The 20,443-nt window shown below is 66.9% G+C and carries 17 protein-coding genes and 1 pseudogene; 15 read left to right on the top strand and 3 right to left on the bottom strand.

Annotated elements, in window-relative coordinates:
* Positions 1 to 3 precede the first annotated feature (3 nt).
* A complete protein-coding gene (locus AT700_RS08365) occupies positions 4 to 519 on the bottom strand; it encodes an ankyrin repeat domain-containing protein (RefSeq protein ID WP_003091630.1) in 516 nt (171 codons plus the stop codon).
* 490 nt (positions 520 to 1,009) lie between these two features.
* Here AT700_RS08365 and AT700_RS08370 point away from each other — a divergent pair, with 490 nt between their 5' ends.
* The 13 genes from AT700_RS08370 to AT700_RS08430 all read left to right on the top strand — a co-directional run bounded on the left by AT700_RS08370 (position 1,010) and on the right by AT700_RS08430 (position 11,626).
* Entirely contained in the window at positions 1,010 to 2,131 is a 1,122-nt protein-coding gene (locus AT700_RS08370) for a beta-ketoacyl-ACP synthase III (RefSeq protein ID WP_003104436.1), read from the top strand.
* Positions 2,132 to 2,133: 2 nt separating this feature from the next.
* Positions 2,134 to 2,745: an RNA polymerase sigma factor gene (locus AT700_RS08375; RefSeq protein ID WP_003104434.1), complete on the top strand. Its 612-nt coding sequence runs from the start codon at positions 2,134 to 2,136 to the stop codon at positions 2,743 to 2,745.
* Complete coding sequence (locus AT700_RS08380) at positions 2,739 to 2,978, top strand: anti-sigma factor family protein (RefSeq protein WP_003104432.1); 240 nt, start codon at positions 2,739 to 2,741, stop codon at positions 2,976 to 2,978. Before AT700_RS08375 ends, AT700_RS08380 begins: the two co-directional genes overlap by 7 nt.
* A gap of 405 nt (positions 2,979 to 3,383) precedes the next feature.
* Positions 3,384 to 3,698, top strand: coding sequence for a hypothetical protein (locus tag AT700_RS08385; RefSeq protein ID WP_003091625.1), 315 nt, complete (start codon positions 3,384 to 3,386; stop codon positions 3,696 to 3,698).
* A gap of 18 nt (positions 3,699 to 3,716) precedes the next feature.
* A complete protein-coding gene (locus tag AT700_RS08390) occupies positions 3,717 to 4,571 on the top strand; it encodes a DUF692 domain-containing protein (protein ID WP_003104429.1) in 855 nt (284 codons plus the stop codon).
* A complete protein-coding gene (locus AT700_RS08395) occupies positions 4,568 to 5,302 on the top strand; it encodes a DNA-binding domain-containing protein (protein ID WP_003114075.1) in 735 nt (244 codons plus the stop codon). Before AT700_RS08390 ends, AT700_RS08395 begins: the two co-directional genes overlap by 4 nt.
* 2 nt (positions 5,303 to 5,304) lie before the next feature.
* Entirely contained in the window at positions 5,305 to 5,895 is a 591-nt protein-coding gene (locus AT700_RS08400; RefSeq protein ID WP_003117603.1) for a DoxX family protein, read from the top strand.
* A gap of 246 nt (positions 5,896 to 6,141) precedes the next feature.
* Entirely contained in the window at positions 6,142 to 7,458 is a 1,317-nt protein-coding gene (gene oprO, locus AT700_RS08405) for an outer membrane porin OprO (protein ID WP_003104423.1), read from the top strand.
* Positions 7,459 to 7,916: 458 nt separating this feature from the next.
* Positions 7,917 to 9,239, top strand: coding sequence for an outer membrane porin OprP (gene oprP / locus AT700_RS08410; RefSeq protein ID WP_003122437.1), 1,323 nt, complete (start codon positions 7,917 to 7,919; stop codon positions 9,237 to 9,239).
* Positions 9,240 to 9,407: 168 nt separating this feature from the next.
* The gene (locus AT700_RS08415) at positions 9,408 to 9,707 is read left to right on the top strand and encodes a hypothetical protein (protein WP_042929179.1); all 300 of its coding nucleotides are present in this window, start codon (positions 9,408 to 9,410) and stop codon (positions 9,705 to 9,707) included.
* Between the two features lie 125 nt (positions 9,708 to 9,832).
* Positions 9,833 to 10,645, top strand: coding sequence for an SDR family oxidoreductase (locus AT700_RS08420; protein WP_003091619.1), 813 nt, complete (start codon positions 9,833 to 9,835; stop codon positions 10,643 to 10,645).
* Positions 10,646 to 10,877: 232 nt separating this feature from the next.
* Positions 10,878 to 11,300, top strand: a complete 423-nt coding sequence (locus AT700_RS08425) for a hypothetical protein (protein ID WP_003091617.1) — start codon at positions 10,878 to 10,880, stop codon at positions 11,298 to 11,300.
* Positions 11,297 to 11,626 (top strand): YnfA family protein, encoded by a 330-nt coding sequence (locus AT700_RS08430; RefSeq protein WP_003111657.1) that lies wholly within the window; start codon positions 11,297 to 11,299, stop codon positions 11,624 to 11,626. The genes AT700_RS08425 and AT700_RS08430 overlap by 4 nt, the downstream gene beginning before the upstream one ends.
* A 78-nt stretch (positions 11,627 to 11,704) precedes the next feature.
* Here the strand turns inward: AT700_RS08430 and AT700_RS08435 are convergent, their stop codons facing one another.
* Complete coding sequence (locus AT700_RS08435; RefSeq protein WP_003091615.1) at positions 11,705 to 11,992, bottom strand: hypothetical protein; 288 nt, start codon at positions 11,990 to 11,992, stop codon at positions 11,705 to 11,707.
* A 166-nt stretch (positions 11,993 to 12,158) separates the two neighbouring features.
* Here AT700_RS08435 and AT700_RS08440 point away from each other — a divergent pair, with 166 nt between their 5' ends.
* Both AT700_RS08440 and AT700_RS08445 read left to right on the top strand, forming a co-directional pair.
* Positions 12,159 to 12,542, top strand: a complete 384-nt coding sequence (locus tag AT700_RS08440) for a hypothetical protein (protein WP_003091614.1) — start codon at positions 12,159 to 12,161, stop codon at positions 12,540 to 12,542.
* 68 nt (positions 12,543 to 12,610) lie between these two features.
* Positions 12,611 to 16,956, top strand: a pseudogene (locus AT700_RS08445) (DEAD/DEAH box helicase).
* A gap of 7 nt (positions 16,957 to 16,963) precedes the next feature.
* Here AT700_RS08445 and AT700_RS08450 read toward each other — a convergent pair.
* Positions 16,964 to 20,443, bottom strand: a complete 3,480-nt coding sequence (locus tag AT700_RS08450) for a PAS domain-containing hybrid sensor histidine kinase/response regulator (protein ID WP_003117605.1) — start codon at positions 20,441 to 20,443, stop codon at positions 16,964 to 16,966.

Raw genomic sequence — 20,443 nt, forward strand, 5'->3', positions numbered from 1 at the left:
GGCTCAGTGGGGCCGGCTGAGCAGCGCGACCGTGGCCTCGGCATTCATCATCCGCGCTGCCGCCAGCGGCGTCAGCCCGGCGGCGTCCTGGGCGTCACGACGGGCGCCGTGGGCCAGCAGGCTGGCGGCGACCTCGGCCTGGTTGAACATGGCCGCCATCATCAGTGCGGTCTTGCCGTCGGCCGAGGCGCCCTCGACGTCGGCGCCGCCGGCGAGGAGCAGTTCGACCATCGCCAGGTCGCCCTTGAACGCAGCGCCGGCCAGCGGTGTCTGCCCGGCCAGGTTGCGCAGGTCCGGGTCGGCCTTGTAGGCCAGCAGCAGGCGTACCGTGTCGGCGTGGCCATGGTAGCTGGCCAGCATCAGCAGGCTGTCGCCCTTGTGGTTGCGCAGGTTCGGCGGCAGGCCCTGTTGCAGCAGTTGCTCGAGGCGCTGGCTGTTGCCCTGGCGGGCCAGGTCGAACAGCTGGTGGACGAACTCCTGGGTTTCCATATCCAGTTCTGGACGAGGGCTATCGGTCATGGGGCTGCTTCCTTGTGAATACCGGGTTTGCCGAATGATAGGCGGCCTTGCCGAGGTGGGCTGTTGAGCATTGCCTATGGGGCGGGTTGGCAAATTCAATCGATGGTTGGGGTGGGAAGGTGCCAGCCTGCTGTGACCGGAAGCCGGCCTGGTTGCGTCGTCTTTACAGTTCGATACGGATATCGGTGGCGAAAACGGGGAAAATAAACCGATCGTGCGCCTATCGGCTGTGCCCGGCGCGCACTCTGGAATATCCTTGGCGCCTTCGATACCACTGAGCGGTGCGCGCGCTTGCCGAAGCGAGGCGGTGGCACACTGCGCAATGGCCGACCTTGCCCGGGCCCTGTACGAAAGCGCGTCGCCAACGTCTTTTCGTAGAGCGCCCGGCATCGCCGCGAGCGAACCCGTTTCCGGTGCCGGCCCCAGGCGGGCACCGCTATGCCTAATCGGCCCCGTTCGACGGCGGCCCAGCGAGAGAAGAGGAACAACTGTGCATAAAGCCGTCATCAGCGGAACCGGTCTTTATACTCCGCCCTACAGCATCTCCAACGATGAGCTGGTGGAGAGCTTCAATACCTTCGTGCGCCAGTACAACGACCAGCACGCCGAGGCCATCGCCAAGGGCGAACTGGAGGCGCTGGCCGAGTCCAGCTCGGCGTTCATCGAGAAGGCGTCCGGCATCAAGAGCCGCTTCGTGATGAACAAGGAAGGCATCCTCGACCCGCAGCGCATGGTTCCGTACCTTCCCGAGCGCAGCAACGACGAGTGGTCGATCCTCTGCGAGATGGCCGTGGCCGCCGCCAGGGAGGCGCTGCAGCGTGCCGGCCGCAGCGCCGCCGACATCGACGGGGTGATCGTCGCCTGCTCCAACCTGCAGCGCGCCTACCCGGCGATCGCGGTGGAGGTGCAGGCCGCGCTGGGCATCCAGGGCTACGGCTACGACATGAACGTGGCCTGCTCCTCGGCCACCTTCGGTATCCAGGCCGCCACCACCGCGATCCAGACCGGCCAGGCGCGGGCGATCCTGATGGTCAACCCGGAGATCTGCACCGGCCACCTGAACTTCCGCGACCGCGACAGCCACTTCATCTTCGGCGACGCCTGCACCGCGGTGATCGTCGAGCGCGCCGACCTGGCCGTGTCGAAGCACCAGTTCGACATCGTCAGCACCAGGCTGCTGACCCAGTTCTCCAACAACATCCGCAACAACTTCGGCTTCCTCAACCGCGCCGACGAGAGCGGTATCGGCAAGCGCGACAAGCTGTTCGTCCAGGAAGGCCGCAAGGTGTTCAAGGATGTCTGCCCGATGGTCGCCGAGCTGATCGGCGAGCACCTGGCGGCCAATGAAATCCAGGTCGCCGAGGTCAAGCGCTTCTGGCTGCACCAGGCCAACCTGAACATGAACCTGCTGATCACCCGCAAGCTGCTCGGCCGCGACGCCGAGGCGCACGAGGCGCCGGTGATCCTCGACAGCTACGCGAATACCAGTTCCGCCGGCTCGGTGATCGCCCTGCACAAGCACCAGGACGACCTGCCCAGCGGCGCCATCGGGGTGCTCAGCTCGTTCGGCGCCGGTTACTCGATCGGTAGCGTGATCCTGCGTAAACACTGATCGTGGCGGCGCCTACCGACGCCGAGCTGCTGCCGCGCCTGCTGGCCGGCGAGCAGCGAGCCTTCCGCGAGCTGGTTGGCGCCTACCAGGGCGCCATGCGGGCCGTGGCCTGGGCGATCATCGGCAGATCGCATACCGAGGAAGTGGTGCAGGACGCCTGGCTCGCGGCGGTTCGCGGGCTGGACGGGTTCCAGGGGCGTTCGAGCCTGAAGACCTGGCTGCTGACCATTACCGCCAATACCGCCAAGAGCCGCTTGCGCCAGGTTCGCCGGGAAGTTTTCCTCGACGACCTGCCGGGGCCCCATGGTACGGTGGATGACCAGCGCTTTGCCGCCGACGGTCACTGGAGCCAGCCGCCGCACGCCTGGCACGAGGATTCGCCGGAAGCCCTGCTCGCCGAGGGCGAACTGCGCGATTGCCTGGACAAGACCCTCAACGGTCTGTCCGAGCTGCAGCGCAGCGTGCTGACCCTGCGCGAACGCCAGGGCTTGGAGCTGGAGGAAATCCGTGATCTCCTGGATATCACGCTTTCCAATGTCCGGGTGCTGCTGCATCGCGCCCGCCTGAAGGTCTTCGCCACCCTGGAGCATTTCGAGGAGACCGGCCAATGCTGAGTTGCAAGGAACTGGTCGCCCGGTCCAGCGACTTTCTCGATGGGCAACTGGACTTCCGCGGACAACTGGCGGTGCGCAGCCACCTGCTCATGTGCCGGCATTGCCGGCGCTTCATCCGCCAGATGCGCCTGACCCAGGCGACCGTGCGCCATCTGCCGGAAGGGCCGGGGCCGGAACTCGACCGTCTGGCCGCGCATCTCTCCGAATTGCGCAAGGACGCCGCGCGGCGCTGAGCCGGGGTACCCTCGACACCAAGCCGCCGCCCGCGATTCGTGGGCGGCGGCTTTTTCGTTTCCGCTATCCGGCGTGGGCGAACCGAACCCGGCCTGGCATGGGTGGCTCTCCCTTCCGCGTGACGAGGTCGAGGAGTGTGGCTGGGCTTGGCGGATATCGCTGCGCGATATGCACCCTACGGAGGGGCGGCAATCCGTTTCGCTGGGCGAGCATCCGAAGTTGAGGAGAACGCCTGGGACCTGGCGAATATCGCCGACCGATATTTCTCCAGCAGGGGCAATCCCTGAGTTCAGGCAAAGGGACGGGAAATTTTTTTTGACTCCGCTGTAACGCCGCCAGGGGTGCTCCGTCCATTGGAGCGAGGACGCCATACCGGCGCCCGCTACCAACTTCAGGAGTTACCCATGAAAAAGATTTCCCTCGCTTCTTCCGTCGTCGGCGCTGCTCTGCTCGGCGTAGCCAGTGTCGGCGCGCATGCCGCGCAGAATCCCTTCGCCGTGCAGGAGCTGAGCAGCGGCTACAGCGTGGCTGCCGCCGAGAAAGCCAAGGAAGGTTCCTGCGGCGAGGCCAAGTGCGGTGCCGACAAGGGCAAGCGCGAAGCCTCCAAGGCAGGTCATGAAGGCAGCTGCGGTGCGGATCGCAAGGCCAAGGAAGGTTCCTGCGGTGGCGAGAAGAAGGCCGGCGAAGGCAACTGCGGCGCCGACAAGAAGAAGTCGTAAGGCCTGAGGAGACGGACCATGCAACGGGAATTCGTCAGCGGCGCCGGGCTAGGCCTGCGTCGCGCGCTGCTGGAGCCGCTCGGCGCCGGCGATGAGGTCCGGGTCGACTTCCTCGAGGTCGCCCCGGAGAACTGGATCGGCATCGGCGGCCGTCTCGGCCGCCAGTTCCGCGAGCTGACCGAGCGCCTGCCGTTCCTCTGCCATGGTCTGTCTCTCAACCTCGGCGGCTACGCCCCGCTGGACATGTCGTTGCTGCGCGCGATCAAGGGTTTCATCGAGCAGCATGACATCCGTGCCTACAGCGAGCACCTGTCGGCCTGCGCCGACGACGGCCAGCTCTACGACCTGATGCCGCTACCGTTCAGCGACGAATCGGTGCGCCGGGTCGCCGAACGGGTCCGGGTGGTACAGGACGTCCTCGAGCGGCCGTTGATCGTCGAGAACGTCTCGGCGTATGCGCGCTTGCCGGGCGAGCTGGAAGAGGTCGATTTCGTCCGCGCGGTACTGGAGGAAGCCGATTGCCAATTGCTGCTGGACGTCAACAACGTCTACGTCAACGCCTGCAACTTCGGTTTCGACGCACACGCCTACATCGCCGCGATGCCCAGCCGGAGGATCGCCTACCTGCACATGGCCGGGCACGACGAACAGGGCGCCAGCCTGAAGATCGACACCCATGGCGCGCCGGTCTGCGATCCGGTCTGGGAACTGCTGGCACATGCCTATGCCTGCCATGGCGAACGCCCGACGCTGCTGGAGCGCGATTTCAACCTCCCGCCACTGAGCGAGCTGTATGCCGAAACCGATCGCATCCGCGAGCTGCAGCGGCGCAGCGGTGAAGCGCAACTGCGCAGCCTGGGGTACGGCACATGAACCACACGACCTTGCAACGGCGTTTCGCCGCACGTATCCGCGATCCGCAGCAGGCCTTGCCGCCCGGCATCGCGACGGAGCGCATGGCGATCTACGAGGAACTGTTCTTCAACAACCTGGACGGTTTCATCAGTAGCGGTTTCCCGGTCCTGCGCCAGTTGTTCGACGAGCCGCGCTGGCATCGCCTGGTGCGTGCCTTCATGCGCGAGCATCGCTGCCGCACACCGTACTTCAGCCAATTGGGCGAGGAGTTCATCGGCTGGCTGCAGGACGGCTACCGTGCGGAGGAGGGCGATCCGCCCTTCCTGCTGGAGCTGGCTCACTACGAGTGGGTCGAGCTGGCCCTGTCGCTGGCCGAGGCGCCTGTCGAGACGCTGCCGCAGGCCTGGTCGTGGTCGCCACTGGCCTGGCCGCTGGCCTATCGCTGGCCGGTCCATCGCCTGGGGCCGAGCCATCGGCCGATGGAGCCGCCGGCCGAGCCGACCTGCCTGCTGGTCTGGCGCGATCCGGCGGAGCGGGTGCGCTTCCTGCACCTGTCGCCATTCGCCTATCGCCTCGCGCAGCGCCTGAGCGAGGAGGGCGAGGCGCCGGTGGCGCTGCTGCCGTTGTTGCGCGAGTTGGCCGGAAGCTGCGGCCTGAGCGCCGACGTGGAGTATTTCGAAAATGCCTTCGCCTTGCTGGAGGACTGGCACGCCCAGGGCATCCTCATGGGCGAGGGCGCTCTGGAGTGATGATGAAGACTGTCTTCCTGCGTTTACAGCATGCCCTCGACGTCACCCGTCGAGCGGATTTCCTCGCCCCGCTGGCGCTGCGCCTGTACCTGGCGCCGGTGTTCTGGATGGCCGGCAGCCAGAAGCTGGCGGACATGCCGGCCACCATCGAGTGGTTCGGCAATCCCGACTGGGGACTCGGCCTGCCGTTTCCCGAACTGCTGGCCTGGCTCGCCGCGCTGAGCGAGGCCGGTGGCGCCGTGTTGCTGTTGTGCGGCCTGGCCGTGCGCTGGATCAGCCTGCCGCTGATGGTGACCATGCTGGTAGCGATCTTCGCCGTGCACTGGCCGAACGGCTGGCAGGCGATCGCCGATCCGTCCGCGCCGTTCGCCAACGCCCAGGTGCTGGAGGCTGGCGAGAAGCTGGCGCGAGCCCGGGAAATCCTGCGCGAATACGGCAACTACGACTGGCTGACGTCGAGCGGAAGCTTCGCCATCGTCAACAACGGCATCGAGTTCGCCGCGACCTACCTGGTGATGTTGCTCGCGCTGTTCTTCGGCGGCGCCGGCAAGTGGCTTTCTGCTGACTTCTGGATTGCTCGAAAATTGCGCTGAGATTTCTACCCATATCGAATAACCCGAAAGGCCCGTAGTAGAGGGCTTTTCGCTTTATTCGCATTGGAGATAAAAAGTTCCTCTGTAATGAAACATTTATCTCCATGCAATTTGGCTGCAATCTGCCATCGCCAAGATTCCCCCCAACACAAAGGGGCCGCCTTACGGCCAGCGCGGAACAAGGGGCGCGCTGTAGCCAGGCACTCGCGTGTTGCCAATGCACACACCATTAAGGGGAAATCTTCGATGATCCGTAAGCACTCGCTCGGCTTCGTTGCCAGCGCTCTGGCTCTGGCCGTATCTGCCCAGGCGTTCGCCGGCACCGTGACCACCGACGGCGCCGATATCGTGATCAAGACCAAGGGCGGCCTCGAAGTCGCCACCACCGACAAGGAATTCAGCTTCAAGCTGGGCGGTCGCCTGCAGGCCGACTACAGCCGTTTCGACGGTTTCTATACCAAGAATGGCAACACCGCCGACGCCGCCTACTTCCGCCGCGCCTTCATCGAACTCGGCGGAACCGCATACAAGGACTGGAAATACCAGATCAACTTCGACCTGTCGCACAACACCGGCAGCTCCGACAACGGCTATTTCGACGAAGCTTCGGTCACCTACACCGGCTTCAACCCGGTCAACCTGAAGTTCGGTCGCTTCGACCCCGACTTCGGCCTGGAAAAGGCCACCAGCTCCAAGTGGGTGACCGCTCCCGAGCGTAACGCCGCCTACGAACTGGCCGACTGGATCAACACCCACCAGGACGGCATGGGCGCCCAGGTCAACTCGACCCTCGCCGACATGGCCTACCTGTCCGCCGGCGTATCCGCCAAGGACGCCGACGACAGCGACGGCGACAGCGTCAAGCAGTTCAACTTCCGCGGCGTGTTCGCGCCGATGCACGAAGCCGGCAATGTTCTGCATGTCGGCGTGAACTATGCCTACCGCGACCTCGACGACACCGCCTTCGACTCGCGCATCCGTCCGCGCCTGGGCATGCGCGGCATCGCCACCAGCGGCGGCAACGACGCCGGTGACAACGGCAACCGCGCGACCTTCGGCGGTGTCTCCAACTCGCCGGCCGGTTCCTACAAGGACGATAGCGTCTGGGGCCTGGAAGGCGCCTGGGCGATGGGCCCGTTCTCGGCCCAGGCCGAATACCTGGCACGCAAGCTGAAGGCCGATGACAACGCCTACAAGGACATCAAGGCCAAGGGTTACTACGCGCAACTGGCCTACACCCTGACCGGCGAGTCCCGCCAGTACAAGCTGGAAGGTGCCAAGTTCGACTCCGTCAAGCCGGAAAACAAGGAAATCGGCGCCTGGGAAGTGTTCTACCGCTACGACAACATCAAGGTGGAAGACGACAACGTGGTCGCCGATACCGCCACTCGCGAAGTCGGCGACACCAAGGCCAAGGCCCACAACCTGGGCGTGAACTGGTACGTCAACGATGCGGTGAAGATCAGCGCGGCCTACGTCAAGGCGAAGACCGACAAGATCACCAACAACAATGGCGACGATGACGGCGACGGCTTCGTGACCCGTTTGCAGTACGTGTTCTAAGAAGCGACAACGATCTGCTCCTGTTTTCGGCCTCGCTCCGGCGAGGTCTTTTTAATCGCTTCCTTACCCGGTTGTGGCGATGTTGGCAGCCTGCAACCGGGTCTTTCTTTCGTTACAGGTCTACCCGCAGGTACTGGCAGGAATATCCGAAAGCCAGACGGTTATCGGCAGAAACTCTTGGTTTTCATTGCAGTCATGCAATCTTCGCAAGGTTGCCGCAATATATGAAACAAACTGTTACATCTGTCGCCCGGACCTGATGCCTCTAGGCCTGCGCCCTTATCCGACGGCCTCATCCAGGCGCTATCCGGCTGCCTGTCACAAAAGCTTTCGCGCTTTGCAGTCTCGCTGTCACAACCCATCCAGATGATCCCCCTCCAGCAGCGCCGGCCGGCGACAGAACCGGCCGTTTCCGCGCTGCTCAAGACCATTCGAAATCCGAACAGGGGACTTACCTGATGATTCGCAGACACTCGTGCAAAGGGGTGGGGAGCAGTGTTGCCTGGAGTTTGCTGGGCCTGGCGATTTCCGCGCAGAGCCTGGCCGGGACCGTGACCACCGACGGTGCCGACATCGTGATCAAGACCAAGGGCGGCCTCGAAGTCGCCACCACCGACAAGGAATTCAGCTTCAAGCTCGGCGGCCGCCTGCAGGCCGACTACGGCCGCTTCGACGGCTACTACACGAACAACGGCAATACCGCCGATGCCGCCTACTTCCGCCGCGCCTACCTGGAGTTCGGCGGCACCGTCTACCGGGACTGGAAGTACCAGATCAACTACGACCTGTCGCGCAACGTCGGCAACGACAGCGCCGGCTACTTTGACGAAGCTTCGGTCACCTATACCGGCTTCAACCCGGTCAACCTGAAGTTCGGCCGCTTCTACACCGACTTCGGCCTGGAAAAGGCCACCAGCTCCAAATGGGTCACCGCGCTGGAGCGCAACCTCACCTACGACATCGCCGACTGGGTCAACGACAACGTCGGTACCGGTATCCAGGCCAGCTCGGTGGTGGGCGGCATGGCTTTCCTCTCGGGCAGCGTGTTCAGCGAGAACAACAACGATACCGACGGCGACAGCGTCAAGCGCTACAACCTGCGCGGCGTGTTCGCGCCGCTGCACGAGCCGGGCAACGTGGTGCACCTGGGCCTGCAATACGCCTATCGCGACCTGGAGGACAGCGCGGTGGATACCCGGATCCGCCCGCGCATGGGCATGCGCGGCGTCTCCACCAATGGCGGCAACGATGCCGGCAGCAATGGCAACCGCGGTCTGTTCGGCGGCAGTTCGGCAGTCGAGGGGCTGTGGAAGGACGACTCGGTCTGGGGCCTGGAAGGCGCCTGGGCGCTGGGTGCCTTCTCGGCCCAGGCCGAGTACCTGCGGCGCACGGTCAAGGCCGAGCGCGACCGCGAGGATCTCAAGGCCTCCGGCTATTACGCGCAACTGGCCTACACCCTCACCGGCGAGCCGCGCCTCTACAAGCTGGACGGCGCCAAGTTCGACACCATCAAGCCGGAGAACAAGGAAATCGGCGCCTGGGAGCTGTTCTACCGCTACGACTCGATCAAGGTCGAGGATGACAACATCGTCGTCGACAGCGCCACCCGCGAGGTCGGCGACGCCAAGGGCAAGACCCATACCCTGGGCGTCAACTGGTACGCCAACGAGGCGGTGAAGGTTTCCGCCAACTACGTCAAGGCGAAGACCGACAAGATCAGCAATGCCAACGGCGACGATAGCGGCGATGGCCTGGTGATGCGCCTGCAGTACGTGTTCTGAGGCGCTCGGGCCCCGTCCGGCGGGCGGGGCTCGTTTCCGCAGGATGTTACCCGCGTCATGAAATTGCCTGGTGGATGTCCGGGCGGGCCGCCCAGCTTGACCCAGGGCACAGATCGCATGGCGGCATCTGGCTATGCTGGTCCCTCGGAAACGCTCTGGGAGGGACTGATGATCGGCTGGGGACGTGTCTGTATTGGCGTCGGGGGGCTGCTGTTGCTGGGCCAGTTGCTGGGGGGCGCCCTGCTGCTCGCGGACGACGGCGAAGCGACGCTGGCGGTCGAACACTTCTGGCAATTCGTCTTCCTGATCCCGGCGATCCTGGTGGCACTGGGAATGTTCGTCCTGCAGCATCACGTGGGTTCCTTCGCCCAGTTGTACCGCCGGCGTCTCGATGGCGCCTCCTACCTGCTGGTTTCCTGCGGCATCGCCCTGGTCCTGGGCAAGCTCTGCGTCCTGCTGCTCGCCTGAGCCCCTCGCGCGGCCCGGCATGTCCGGGTTTGCCCGAGGCATTCAGCTTCCTGATTTAGCCGGAGGGCGCTGAAACCCTTGGTTACACTGGCCTTCATCACACGAACAGGAAGGCAGGACCCCCTATGCAAAACCGCATGATGATCACCGGTGCCGGCTCCGGGCTGGGGCGCGAAATCGCCCTGCGCTGGGCGCGTGACGGCTGGCGCCTGGCGCTGGCCGACGTCAACGAGGCCGGCCTGGCGGAAAGCCTGAAACTGGTGCGCGAGGCGGGTGGCGATGGCTTCACCCAGCGTTGCGACGTACGCGACTACAGTCAACTGACCGCGCTGGCGCAGAGCTGCGAGGAGAAGTTCGGCGGCATCGACGTCATCGTCAACAACGCCGGGGTGGCCTCCGGCGGCTTCTTCGGCGAGTTGTCCCTGGAGGACTGGGACTGGCAGATCGCGATCAACCTGATGGGCGTGGTCAAGGGCTGCAAGGCCTTCCTGCCGTTGCTGGAGCGAAGCAAGGGCAAGATCGTCAACATCGCCTCGATGGCGGCGTTGATGCAGGGCCCGGCGATGAGCAACTACAACGTGGCCAAGGCCGGGGTGGTGGCGCTTTCGGAAAGCCTGCTGGTAGAGCTGGCGCTGGTCGAGGTCGGCGTCCATGTGGTCTGCCCTTCGTTCTTCCAGACCAACCTGCTGGACTCTTTCCGCGGCCCGAGCCCCGAGATGAAGCACCAGGTCGGCAAGTTGCTGGAGAGTTCGCCGATCAGCGCCGCCGACATCGCCGACTACATCCACGCCGAAGTGGCCAAGGGCAGTTTCCTGATCCTGCCCCACGAGCAGGCGCGGATGGCCTGGAGGATCAAGCAGCAGAATCCCCAGGCGATCTATGACGAGATGACCGCGATGGCCGGCAAGATGCAGGCCAAGCGTCAGCGCCAGGCCTGAGTGGAAATGGCTGCAGGCCAGCAGGGGCGCGGCTTTGCACCATTGCGGTGCGGCGCAGATAGTGCTTGCCCAAGGCGGTGCGATCGAGTAGCTTGAGTCACCGGCCTGCCTGCCGAAGTACGTTGGACCCCACAAGAAGCCTCGCTCATTTGCGAGGCTTTTTGCTTTTCCGCCCTCGCGCCCTGTGCTAGAAGGCTGCCTCTGCGAGTCCGTTCTGTTCTGGAGTACCCCTGTGGAGTCTGAATCCATCGTCTATGGCTGCATCCGCGACTGGCCGGGCGATTCGATGGAGCGGCGCATGCGTCGTGCCGCCAACCGCCGCGTGCTGGACAGCCTGCCGGGCGGCGAGGCCTGGCCGTTCCTCGGACGCGAGATGTTCAGCCGCTGCGAGCAGTCCGGGGCCGGGCTCTACCAGACCCAGATCATCCACTTCGGTGCCAGCTACCAGGCCATCGAATACGAGTGGAGCCTGTGGGTCGAGCAGTTCGAGGCGTTGCTCAGGCGCCTCTACTGGGCCAGCGCGGTGGTCCACCTGGAGACCGAAGTGAACGGCAGCCATACCTTTCGCTGGGAGTCCGAGCGTGGCTTCCATACCCCCCAGGAGAGCGACCTGCAGGTCCGCTGCGCCTGGGAGCGGGAGGGCGGGCGGCGGTGATCAACTACTTCTGGTTCGTCCTCGCGGCGTTCTGCGAGATCGCCGGCTGCTACGCTTTCTATCTCTGGCTGCGGCTGGGCAAGAGCGCCCTGTGGGTGCTGCCCGGCCTGCTCAGCCTGACCCTGTTCGCCTTGCTGCTGACCCGCGTGGAGGCCAGCTACGCCGGCCGCGCCTATGCCGCCTATGGCGGCATCTACGTCGCCGCGTCGCTGTTCTGGCTGGCTTTCGTCGAGCGCTCGCGGCCGCTATGGAGCGACTGGCTGGGCGTGGCCTTGTGCGTGGTCGGTGCCAGCGTCGTGCTGTTCGGCCCGCGCCTGTCTCAGTGACTCAGGCGGGGTAGGTGGCGCGCCCGTCACGGGCGCCGGACCCCGCCGTCCCGGGCCACCGCACCCCGAACCGGCGGATCACTGCGAAGTGTTGCGCTGTACGTCACCTTTTTCCTGATCCAGTTCCTTGAGCATCTGCGCGTAGGCATCGCAATCGCTCGGCCGGTTCTGTTCCGAGCGGGCTTCCTGGCGCTGGCGCAACTGCTCGTTGAGTTCCCTGGCCCGTTGCGGGTTCTTCTGGGTGATCGAGGCGACCTTGGTGGCGACTTCCTTGCCCATCTTTTCCGCCTCCGCTTCGGAACAGGCGAAGACCGGCGTGGCGACCAGCAAGGCGCAGGCGCTGGCGAGGGCGAAAAGCGGTTTCATGGCGTACTCCTGTGGGGTGGTCCTGAGCGGTGGAGCCCGGTCGAGCCGACAAAGTTCAGCCGCAACGCCGGACGGCGACCGATTCGAACCCTCGCGGCGGGTTGCGGGTCGCACGCATAGAGAGGGTGCGAAGGACCCTCGTTGCTTATGCCGCAGGAGGTATGCCATGACTCACGATTGGGATCTGGTCGAACGGTTGCTGCTGGAGGTCCGGCAGTCCGCCCATGAGAACTTCGCCCCGCGCGCCCATGCCGAACGCCTGGCCGAGGAACGCTCCCAGGCCGGGCAGCGGGTCGGCGACATGGATGCGTTGAAGCAGAAGGCCGCCGACTACGAGGCGATCCTGCTGGAGGGCGGCTTCATCGAGCCGCGTCCGGAAGAGCAGGGCGGCAATGGCGAGAACTTCGTCCTCACGCCGCGCGGCGAGCGCCTGCTCGGCCTGATCGGCGGCGAGACGCCGAAGGCCGCCGAGGCTCGCCGGCTGCTCGAGGAGAACGGCAGCGAAGCGCTGCACGCCGAGCGCTTCGACCGTTTCGTCGCCGGGCTCTGAAACTGCGCCCGACGGGCGATCGGCGGGGCTTGTGAGTCGCCCGCGGCGCCACCATAGTGCGGAGCATGATGCCTATTTCATCCTCTTCCGCCCGCCGCGCCGAGCCGGCTCCGCGGCCCCTGGCGGAGTTCCATCCCGTCGTCCGCCAGTGGTTCGAACGCCACTTCGCCGCGCCCACGCCGGCGCAGGTGGAGGCCTGGCCGGCGATCCGCGAGGGGCTTTCGACCCTGGTCGCCGCGCCCACCGGTTCGGGCAAGACCCTGACCGCCTTCCTCGCCGCCATCGATGCCTTGGTGGTGGAGGGGCTGGCCGCCGGCGGCGAGTTGGCGGATGCCACCCAGGTGGTCTATGTCTCGCCGCTGAAAGCGCTGTCCAACGACATCCGCATCAACCTGGAGCAACCGCTGGCTGGCATCCGCGAGGAACTGGCGCGTCTCGGCCTGCCCGACGTCGATATCCGTAGCGCGGTGCGCACCGGCGATACGCCGCAGGACGAGCGCGGATCGATGCGCAAGCGCCCGCCGCACATCCTGGTCACCACGCCCGAATCGCTGTACATCCTGCTCGGCTCGGAGTCGGGCCGGCAGATGCTTGCCGGGGTGCGCAGCGTGATCGTCGACGAGATCCATGCCCTGGCCGGCAGCAAGCGCGGCAGCCACCTGGCGCTGTCGCTGGAGCGCCTGCAGGCGCTGTGTCCGCGACCGCTGCTGCGGATCGGGCTGTCCGCCACGCAGAAACCGATCGAGAAGGTCGCGCGCTTCCTCGTCGGCGCCAGCGGCAATCCGCGCGATCCGGCCTGCCGGATCGTCGACATCGGCTATACGCGCCCCCGCGACCTGGGCATCGAGGTACCGCCGGTGGCGCTGGAAGCGGTGATGTCCAACGACACCTGGGAGCTGGTCTACGACCGCCTGGCGCACCTGGCCGGCGAGCACCGCACCACCCTGGTGTTCGTCAACACCCGGCGCATGGCCGAGCGGGTCACCCGCTTCCTCGCCGAACGCCTCGGCAGCCGCCAGGTGGCGGCCCACCACGGCAGCCTGGCCAAGGAGCTGCGCCTGGATGCCGAGCAGCGCCTCAAGGCCGGGCAATTGAAGGTACTGGTGGCGACCGCCTCGCTGGAGCTGGGCATCGATATCGGCGACGTCGAGCTGGTCTGCCAGTTGTCGTCGCCGCGCTCCATCGCCGCCTTCCTGCAACGGGTCGGGCGTTCCGGGCACAGCGTCGGCGGCACCCCCAAGGGCCGGTTGTTCCCGACCTCCCGCGACGACCTGGTGGAATGCGCGGCGCTGCTCGACAGCGTGCGCCGTGGCGAGCTGGACAGCCTGGTGCTGCCACGCCAGCCGCTGGACGTGCTGGCGCAGCAGATCGTCGCCGAAGTGGCCTGCCAGGAGTGGCGCGAGGACGACCTCTATCGCCTGGTGATCCGCGCCGAGCCCTACGCCGGGCTGGAGCGCGAGCGTTTCGACGAAGTCCTGCGGATGCTCGCCGAGGGCTACCACTCACGCCTCGGCGTGCGCGGCGCCTATCTCCATCGCGATGCGCTCAACGGCCTGCTCCGTGGCCGCCGTGGCGCGCGGCTGACCGCGCTGACCTCGGCGGGACCATTCCCGATACCGGCGACTACAGCGTGCTGCTGGAGCCGCAGGGCCTGCTGGTGGGAACGGTCAACGAGGACTTCGCGGTGGAGAGCCTGGCCGGCGACGTGTTCCAGCTGGGCAACACCTCGTACCGGATCATCCGCATCGAGCCGGGACGGGTACGGGTCGAGGACGCCCAGGGCCAGCCGCCGAACATTCCGTTCTGGCTGGGTGAGGCGCCGGGGCGCAGCGACGAGCTGTCGGCCAGCGTGGCGCGCCTGCGCGACACCCTCGACGAGCTGCTCGGCGAAGGCCAGGCATTGCCGGAAGGGCAGCGGCTGGAGCCAGCCATCGCCTGGCTCGGCGCCACCCTCGGGCTGGACGATGGCGCCGCGCGGCAGATCGTCGAGTACCTGGCCCGCGCCCGCCAGGCCCTGGGTGGCCTGCCCGGGAGCCGGCGGCTGGTGATGGAACGCTTCTTCGACGAATCCGGCGGCATGCAACTGATCATCCACAGTCCCCACGGCAGCCGCCTCAACCGCGCCTGGGGCCTGGCGCTACGCAAGCGTTTCTGCCGCAGCTTCAACTTCGAGCTGCAGGCGGCGGCCACCGAGGACGCGATCATCCTCTCGCTGTCCACCAGCCACAGCTTTCCCCTCGACGAGGTCTGGCGCTACCTGCATTCGGCGAGCGCCGAGCACCTGTTGGTACAGGCCGTGCTCGACGCGCCGCTGTTCGGCGTGCGCTGGCGCTGGAACCTGACCACCTCGCTCGGTTTGCCGCGCTATGCCGGCGGTCGCAAGGTGCCGCCGCAACTGCTGCGGATGAAGAGCGAGGATCTGCTGGCCAGCGTGTTCCCCGACCAGGTGGCGTGCCTGGAGAATATCGTCGGCGAGCGCGAGGTGCCCGATCACCCGCTGGTGGCGCAGACCCTTGACGACTGCCTGCACGAGGCGATGGATTGCGAGGGCTGGCTGGCCCTGCTGCGCGACATGGAGAGCGGCGCGGTGGACTTGCTGGCGCGCGACCTGCCGGCGCCTTCGGCGTTGGCGGCGGAGATACTCACCGCGCGTCCCTACGCCTATCTCGACGATGCGCCGCTGGAGGAGCGGCGTACCCAGGCGGTACAGAATCGCCGCTGGAGCGATCCCGAGTCCGCCGACGACCTCGGTGCCCTGGACCTTGAGGCGATCGAGGCGGTGCGTGGCGAGGCCTGGCCGGAAGCGCGCAACGCCGACGAGATGCATGAGGCGCTGAACAGCCTGGGCTTCCTCACCTCGGGCGAGGCCGAGGCCAATCCGGGCTGGGGGGAATGGCTTGCGCAACTGTCGGAGCAACGCCGCGCCGGACGCCTGGACTGCGCAGGCAGCACTCTCTGGCTGGCGGCGGAGCGCCTGCCGGCGATGCGCCTGGTGCATCCCGCGGCGAAGGTGCCCGACGCTTTCCAGGCGCCTCGCGGCTATCCGCCGCCGGACTCGGCGGAAGCGGCGACCGTGGAGCTGACCCGCGCCCGCCTGGGTGGCTTCGGGCCACGCACGGCCGGGCAGTTGGCGGCCGACCTGGGCATCGGCCTGGCCGACCAGCAGTACGCCTTGGCCGCCCTGGAGCGCGAAGGCTATGTGCTGCGTGGCCGCTTCAGTCCTGGCGCGACGGAAGAGGAGTGGTGCGAACGCCATCTGCTGGCGCGCATCCATCGCTATACGGTGAAGCGCCTGCGCCGGGAAATCGAGCCGGTGGAGCGCGCCGATTTCATGCGTTTCCTGTTCGACTGGCAGCGCCTGGCGCCGGGCACCCGTGGCCGGGGAGCGGAGTCCCTGGCTACGGTGGTCGAGCAACTGGAAGGTTTCCAGGCCGCGGCGGCCGCCTGGGAAAGCGAACTGCTGGCAGCGCGGGTGGCCGACTACGCCAGCCATTGGCTGGACCAGCTGTGCCGTTCCGGACGCATCGTCTGGGCGCGCCTGGCCGGACGCAGCAAGGCCGCCGGCGGTCCGCTGCGCAGCGCGCCGATCGTGCTCCTGCCGCGCCGCGAGCTGGGGCTCTGGAGCGTCCTGCAGCGCGACGCGCCGGAGCCGGAACTGTCGCCGCGCGCGGCCAGGGTACTGGAGGTGCTGCGCGAGCAGGGTGCATCGTTCTTCGACGAACTGAGCCAGGATGCCCACCTGCTGCGCAGCGAGCTGGAGAACGCCCTCGGCGAGCTGGTCTCGGTCGGCCGGGTCAACGCCGACAGCTTCGCCGGGCTGCGCACCCTGCTGATGCCGGCGGACAAGCGCAGCCGCCAGGAGCGCCGCTCGCGCGGCCTGCCGGGCGGCATGCAGGACGCCGGGCGCTGGGCGCCGCTGCGCCGGGCGAAGGCGGAAGAGGCGGGGCAGCGTTTGCCGGCGGAGGTTCTCGAACATGTCGCCCGGACCTTGCTGCGGCGCTATGGGGTGGTCGCCTGGCGCCTGCTGGAGCGCGAGGCCGACTGGCTGCCGCCGTGGCGCGAGTTGCTGCGCGTCTACCATCGCCTGGAAGCGCGCGGCGAGATTCGCGGCGGGCGCTTCATCGCCGGCCTGGCCGGCGAGCAGTTCGCCTTGGCGGAAGCGGTCGGCCTGTTGCGCGAGGTGCGCAAGCGACCGCCGGATGGGGCGATGCTGGTGGTGTCGGCAGTCGATCCGTTGAACCTGGTGGGCGGCCTGCTACCCGGCGAACGGGTGCCGGCGGTGACCGGCAACCGCCTGCTCTATCGAGACGGAGCGCCGCTGGCGGCGCTGGTAGCCGGCAAGGTGCGGATGCTCGCGGAAGTCGACGGCGAGACCGCGCAGCAGATCCGTGCGCTGCTGATCCGCCGTCACTGAGGCCCGCTCAGCGCAGGCTCAGATGGCGGCTGAGCAGGGCCCGCAACGCGGCCGGCTTGACCGGCTTGGACAGGTAGTCGAGGCCGGCGGCGTGGATCTCCGCCACCAGTTCCGGCCGCGCGTCGGCGCTGATCACCACGCCCGGCACCGGCTCGCCCAGGCGCGTGCGCAGCCAGGCCATCAATTGCGTACCGGTCTCGCCGTCGTCCAGGTGATAGTCGATCAACGCCAGTTGCGGGCGCATCTCGCTGTCCAGCAGCGTGGCGCATTCCTCGCGGCTGCGCGCGGTCCAGACCTGGCAGCCCCAGCGGCTGAGCAGGCTGTTCATGCCGGCGAGGATGCTGTCCTCGTTGTCCACGCAGAGCACCTGGGCGCCGTTCAGCGCCTGCGCCGGTTCGGCCTTGTGGCCGTTGGCCAGGGCCGGCGGCGCCTGCCGCGCCAGCGGTACGCGGACGCTGAAGACGCTGCCCTTGCCCGGCCAGGAACGTACTTCCAGCGGATGGCCGAGGACCTTGCAGAGCCGGTCGGCGATCGCCAGGCCGAGACCGAGGCCTTTCTCCGCGCGGGTCTGGTGGCTGTCCAGGCGCTTGAACTCTTCGAAGATGACTTTCTGCTTGTCCGGTGGGATGCCCGGCCCCTGGTCCCAGACCTCCAGGCGCAGGTAGCCGTCCTCGCGGCGCACGCCGAGCAGCACGTGGCCCTTGGCGTAGCGGAAAGCGTTGGTCAGGAAGTTCTGCAGGATGCGCCGCAGCAGCTTGATGTCGCTGTCCACCCGCAGCTGACTGCCGCGCAGGCGGAAATGCAGGCCCTGTTCCTGGGCCAGCGCCTTGAACTCGACGCCGAGGGCATCGTAGAGGTTGTTCAGCGGGAACGGGTTGCGTTCGGCGCTGACCCGGCCGCTTTCCAGGCGCGAGATGTCCAGCAGGTCGGTGATCAGGTCCTCGGCGGAACGCAGCGACGAGTCGAGGTGCTGCACCAGGTCGCGGACCTCGCCGGGCAGCGCGTCCTGGTGGGCGAGGGCGGCGGAGAACAGCCGCGCGGCGTTCAGCGGCTGCATCAGGTCGTGGCTGACGGCGGCGAGGAAGCGGGTCTTCGACTGGTTGGCGGCCTCGGCGTTGCTCTTCGCCTCGCTGAGTTCCTGGTTCAACTGCGAAAGTTCCTGGGTACGCTCCTGGACCCGCTGTTCCAGCGACTCGTTGGCGCCCTTGAGGCCCTGTTCGGCCTCGCGGTAGGCGGTGATATCGGTGAAGCTCATGACGAAGCCGCCGCCGGGCATCGGGTTGCCGATCAGCTCGATGACCCGGCCGTTGGGGAACAGCCGCTCGGAGGTGTGCGGAGTGCCCTGGCGCATCCAGTACAGGCGCTTGGCCACGTGCATGTCCGGATCGCCGGGCCCGCACAGGCCGCGATCGGCGTTGTAGCGGATGATGTCGGCGATCGGCCGGCCGACGTAGATCAGCCCGTCCGGGTACTCGAACAGCTCCAGGTAGCGGTGGTTCCAGGCCACCAGGCGCAGCGACTGGTCGACCACGCTGATGCCCTGGGTGATGTTCTCGATCGCGCCCTGCAGCAGGGCGCGGTTGAATTGCAGCACCTCGGAGGCTTCGTCGGCGATCCGCACCACGTCCTCCACCTGCATCTCGCGCCCTTCGATGGCGGCCTTCACCACCGCCCGCGCCGAGGACGCGCCGAGGACCCCGGCGAGCAGGCGCTCGGTGTGCGCGATCCACTCGTTGTTGGCGGTCTGGTTCGGGGTGAAGCCCTTGCCCTGGCGGTAGGCGAAGCGGATGAAGCTTTGCCGCGCGCGTTCCTCGCCGACGAAACGCGCGGCGAGCATCAGCAGGTCTTCCACCTGCACCGCGAGCATGAAGCGCGAGTTCTGCCGCTGGGAGATCTCCTGGCCGATGAAGCGGCTGGCCTGCCAGTGCTCGGACACGCGGGTGCGCGAGAGCACCGAGACCAGGCCGAACAGGGCGAAGTTGCCGACCAGCGAGATCAGCACGCCCTGGGTCAGCGGCTCGATCGGCAGGCCGAAGGGATTGCTTGCCAGCCAGGTCAGGCCGGGGATGCGCTCCAGCGGCCAGCCGAGGCCCTTGGCCACCACCGGCAGGACCAGCGTATAGGCCCACAGCAGCGAGCCGGCGGCGAGGCCGGCGAAGACCCCGCGGCGGTTGGCCTGTTTCCAGTACAGCGCGCCGATCATCGCCGGGCCGAGCTGGGCGATGGCGGCGAAGGCGATCTGGCCGATGGTCGCCAGGCTGGCGCTGGAGCCGAGCAGGCGGTAGGCCACGTAGGCGAGCAGCAGGATCACCGCGATGCTCACCCGGCGTACGGTCAGCAGCCAGTGACGGAAGGCCTCGAAGGGCCGTTCGGTGTCCTTTTCCCGGCGTCGCAGCAGCCACGGCAGGAGCATGTCGTTGGAGACCATGGTCGACAGCGCGACGCTGGCGACGATGACCATTCCGGTGGCGGCCGAGGCGCCGCCAATGAATGCCAGCAGGGCCAGCGCCGGGTGCGCCTCGGCCAGCGGCAGGCTGATGACGAAGGAGTCCGGCATTACCCCGGCGGGCAGGTGCAATTGGCCGGCGAGGGCGATCGGCACCACGAACAACGCGGCCAGCACCAGGTAGATGGGGAACACCCAGCGCGCCAGGTTGAGGTCGCGCGGCTCGATGTTCTCCACCACGGTGACGTGGAATTGCCGCGGCAGGCACATGATCGCGGTCATCGCCACGCCGGTCTGCAGCAGCATCGCCGGCCAGTGCACGGTCTCTTCCCAGTAGTCGGCCAACTGCGGCGCGGCGCGGGCCTGGGAGAAGAGATCGGCGAAGCCGTCGTAGAGGCCGAAGGTGACGAAGATGCCCACGGCGAGGAAGGCGGTGAGCTTGACCAGCGACTCGAAGGCGATGGCCAGGACCATGCCGCGGTGGTGTTCGGTGACATCCAGGCTGCGGGTACCGAAGACGATGGTGAACAGCGCCAGCACCAGCGACACGATCAGCGCCGTGTCCTGGGCGCGGGTACCGGTGGAGTCGGCGCCGGAGCCGATCAGCAGGTTCACCCCGAGGACGATACCTTTCAGTTGCAGGGCGATGTAGGGCAGCACGCCGACCATGCAGATCAGCGCCACCACCACCGCCAGTGCCTGCGACTTGCCGTAGCGGGCGGCGATGAAGTCGGCGATGGAGGTGATGTTCTCCTGCTTGCTGATCATGATCATCTTCTGCAGCACCCAGGGCGCGAACAGCATCAGCAACACCGGTCCGAGGTAGATCGGCAGGAACGACCAGAGCTGGTCGGTGGCCTGGCCGACCGCGCCGAAGAAGGTCCAGCTGGTGCAGTACACTGCCAGGGAGAGGCTGTAGACCCAGGCGCGCAGGCGGGGTGAGAGCGGGGTGCGGCGACGGTCGCCATAGAAGGCGATGGCGAACAGGATGGCCATGTAGACCAGGGCGACCACGGCGATCAGCCCGATGGACAGCGACAT

Source organism: Pseudomonas aeruginosa (assembly GCF_001457615.1).
Classification (GTDB): Bacteria; Pseudomonadota; Gammaproteobacteria; order Pseudomonadales; family Pseudomonadaceae; genus Pseudomonas; species Pseudomonas aeruginosa.

Coding starts and splice junctions, on each gene's coding strand:
- AT700_RS08380 (WP_003104432.1), top strand. CDS start 2,739: ATGCTGAGTTGCAAGGAACTGGTCGCCCGGTCCAGCGACTTTCTCGAT.
- AT700_RS08420 (WP_003091619.1), top strand. CDS start 9,833: ATGCAAAACCGCATGATGATCACCGGTGCCGGCTCCGGGCTGGGGCGC.
- AT700_RS08435 (WP_003091615.1), bottom strand. CDS start 11,992: ATGAAACCGCTTTTCGCCCTCGCCAGCGCCTGCGCCTTGCTGGTCGCC.
- oprP (WP_003122437.1), top strand. CDS start 7,917: ATGATTCGCAGACACTCGTGCAAAGGGGTGGGGAGCAGTGTTGCCTGG.
- AT700_RS08450 (WP_003117605.1), bottom strand. CDS start 20,443: ATGTCGCTGTCCATCGGGCTGATCGCCGTGGTCGCCCTGGTCTACATG.
- AT700_RS08395 (WP_003114075.1), top strand. CDS start 4,568: ATGAACCACACGACCTTGCAACGGCGTTTCGCCGCACGTATCCGCGAT.
- AT700_RS08440 (WP_003091614.1), top strand. CDS start 12,159: ATGACTCACGATTGGGATCTGGTCGAACGGTTGCTGCTGGAGGTCCGG.
- AT700_RS08400 (WP_003117603.1), top strand. CDS start 5,305: ATGAAGACTGTCTTCCTGCGTTTACAGCATGCCCTCGACGTCACCCGT.
- AT700_RS08415 (WP_042929179.1), top strand. CDS start 9,408: ATGATCGGCTGGGGACGTGTCTGTATTGGCGTCGGGGGGCTGCTGTTG.
- oprO (WP_003104423.1), top strand. CDS start 6,142: ATGATCCGTAAGCACTCGCTCGGCTTCGTTGCCAGCGCTCTGGCTCTG.
- AT700_RS08390 (WP_003104429.1), top strand. CDS start 3,717: ATGCAACGGGAATTCGTCAGCGGCGCCGGGCTAGGCCTGCGTCGCGCG.
- AT700_RS08365 (WP_003091630.1), bottom strand. CDS start 519: ATGACCGATAGCCCTCGTCCAGAACTGGATATGGAAACCCAGGAGTTC.
- AT700_RS08385 (WP_003091625.1), top strand. CDS start 3,384: ATGAAAAAGATTTCCCTCGCTTCTTCCGTCGTCGGCGCTGCTCTGCTC.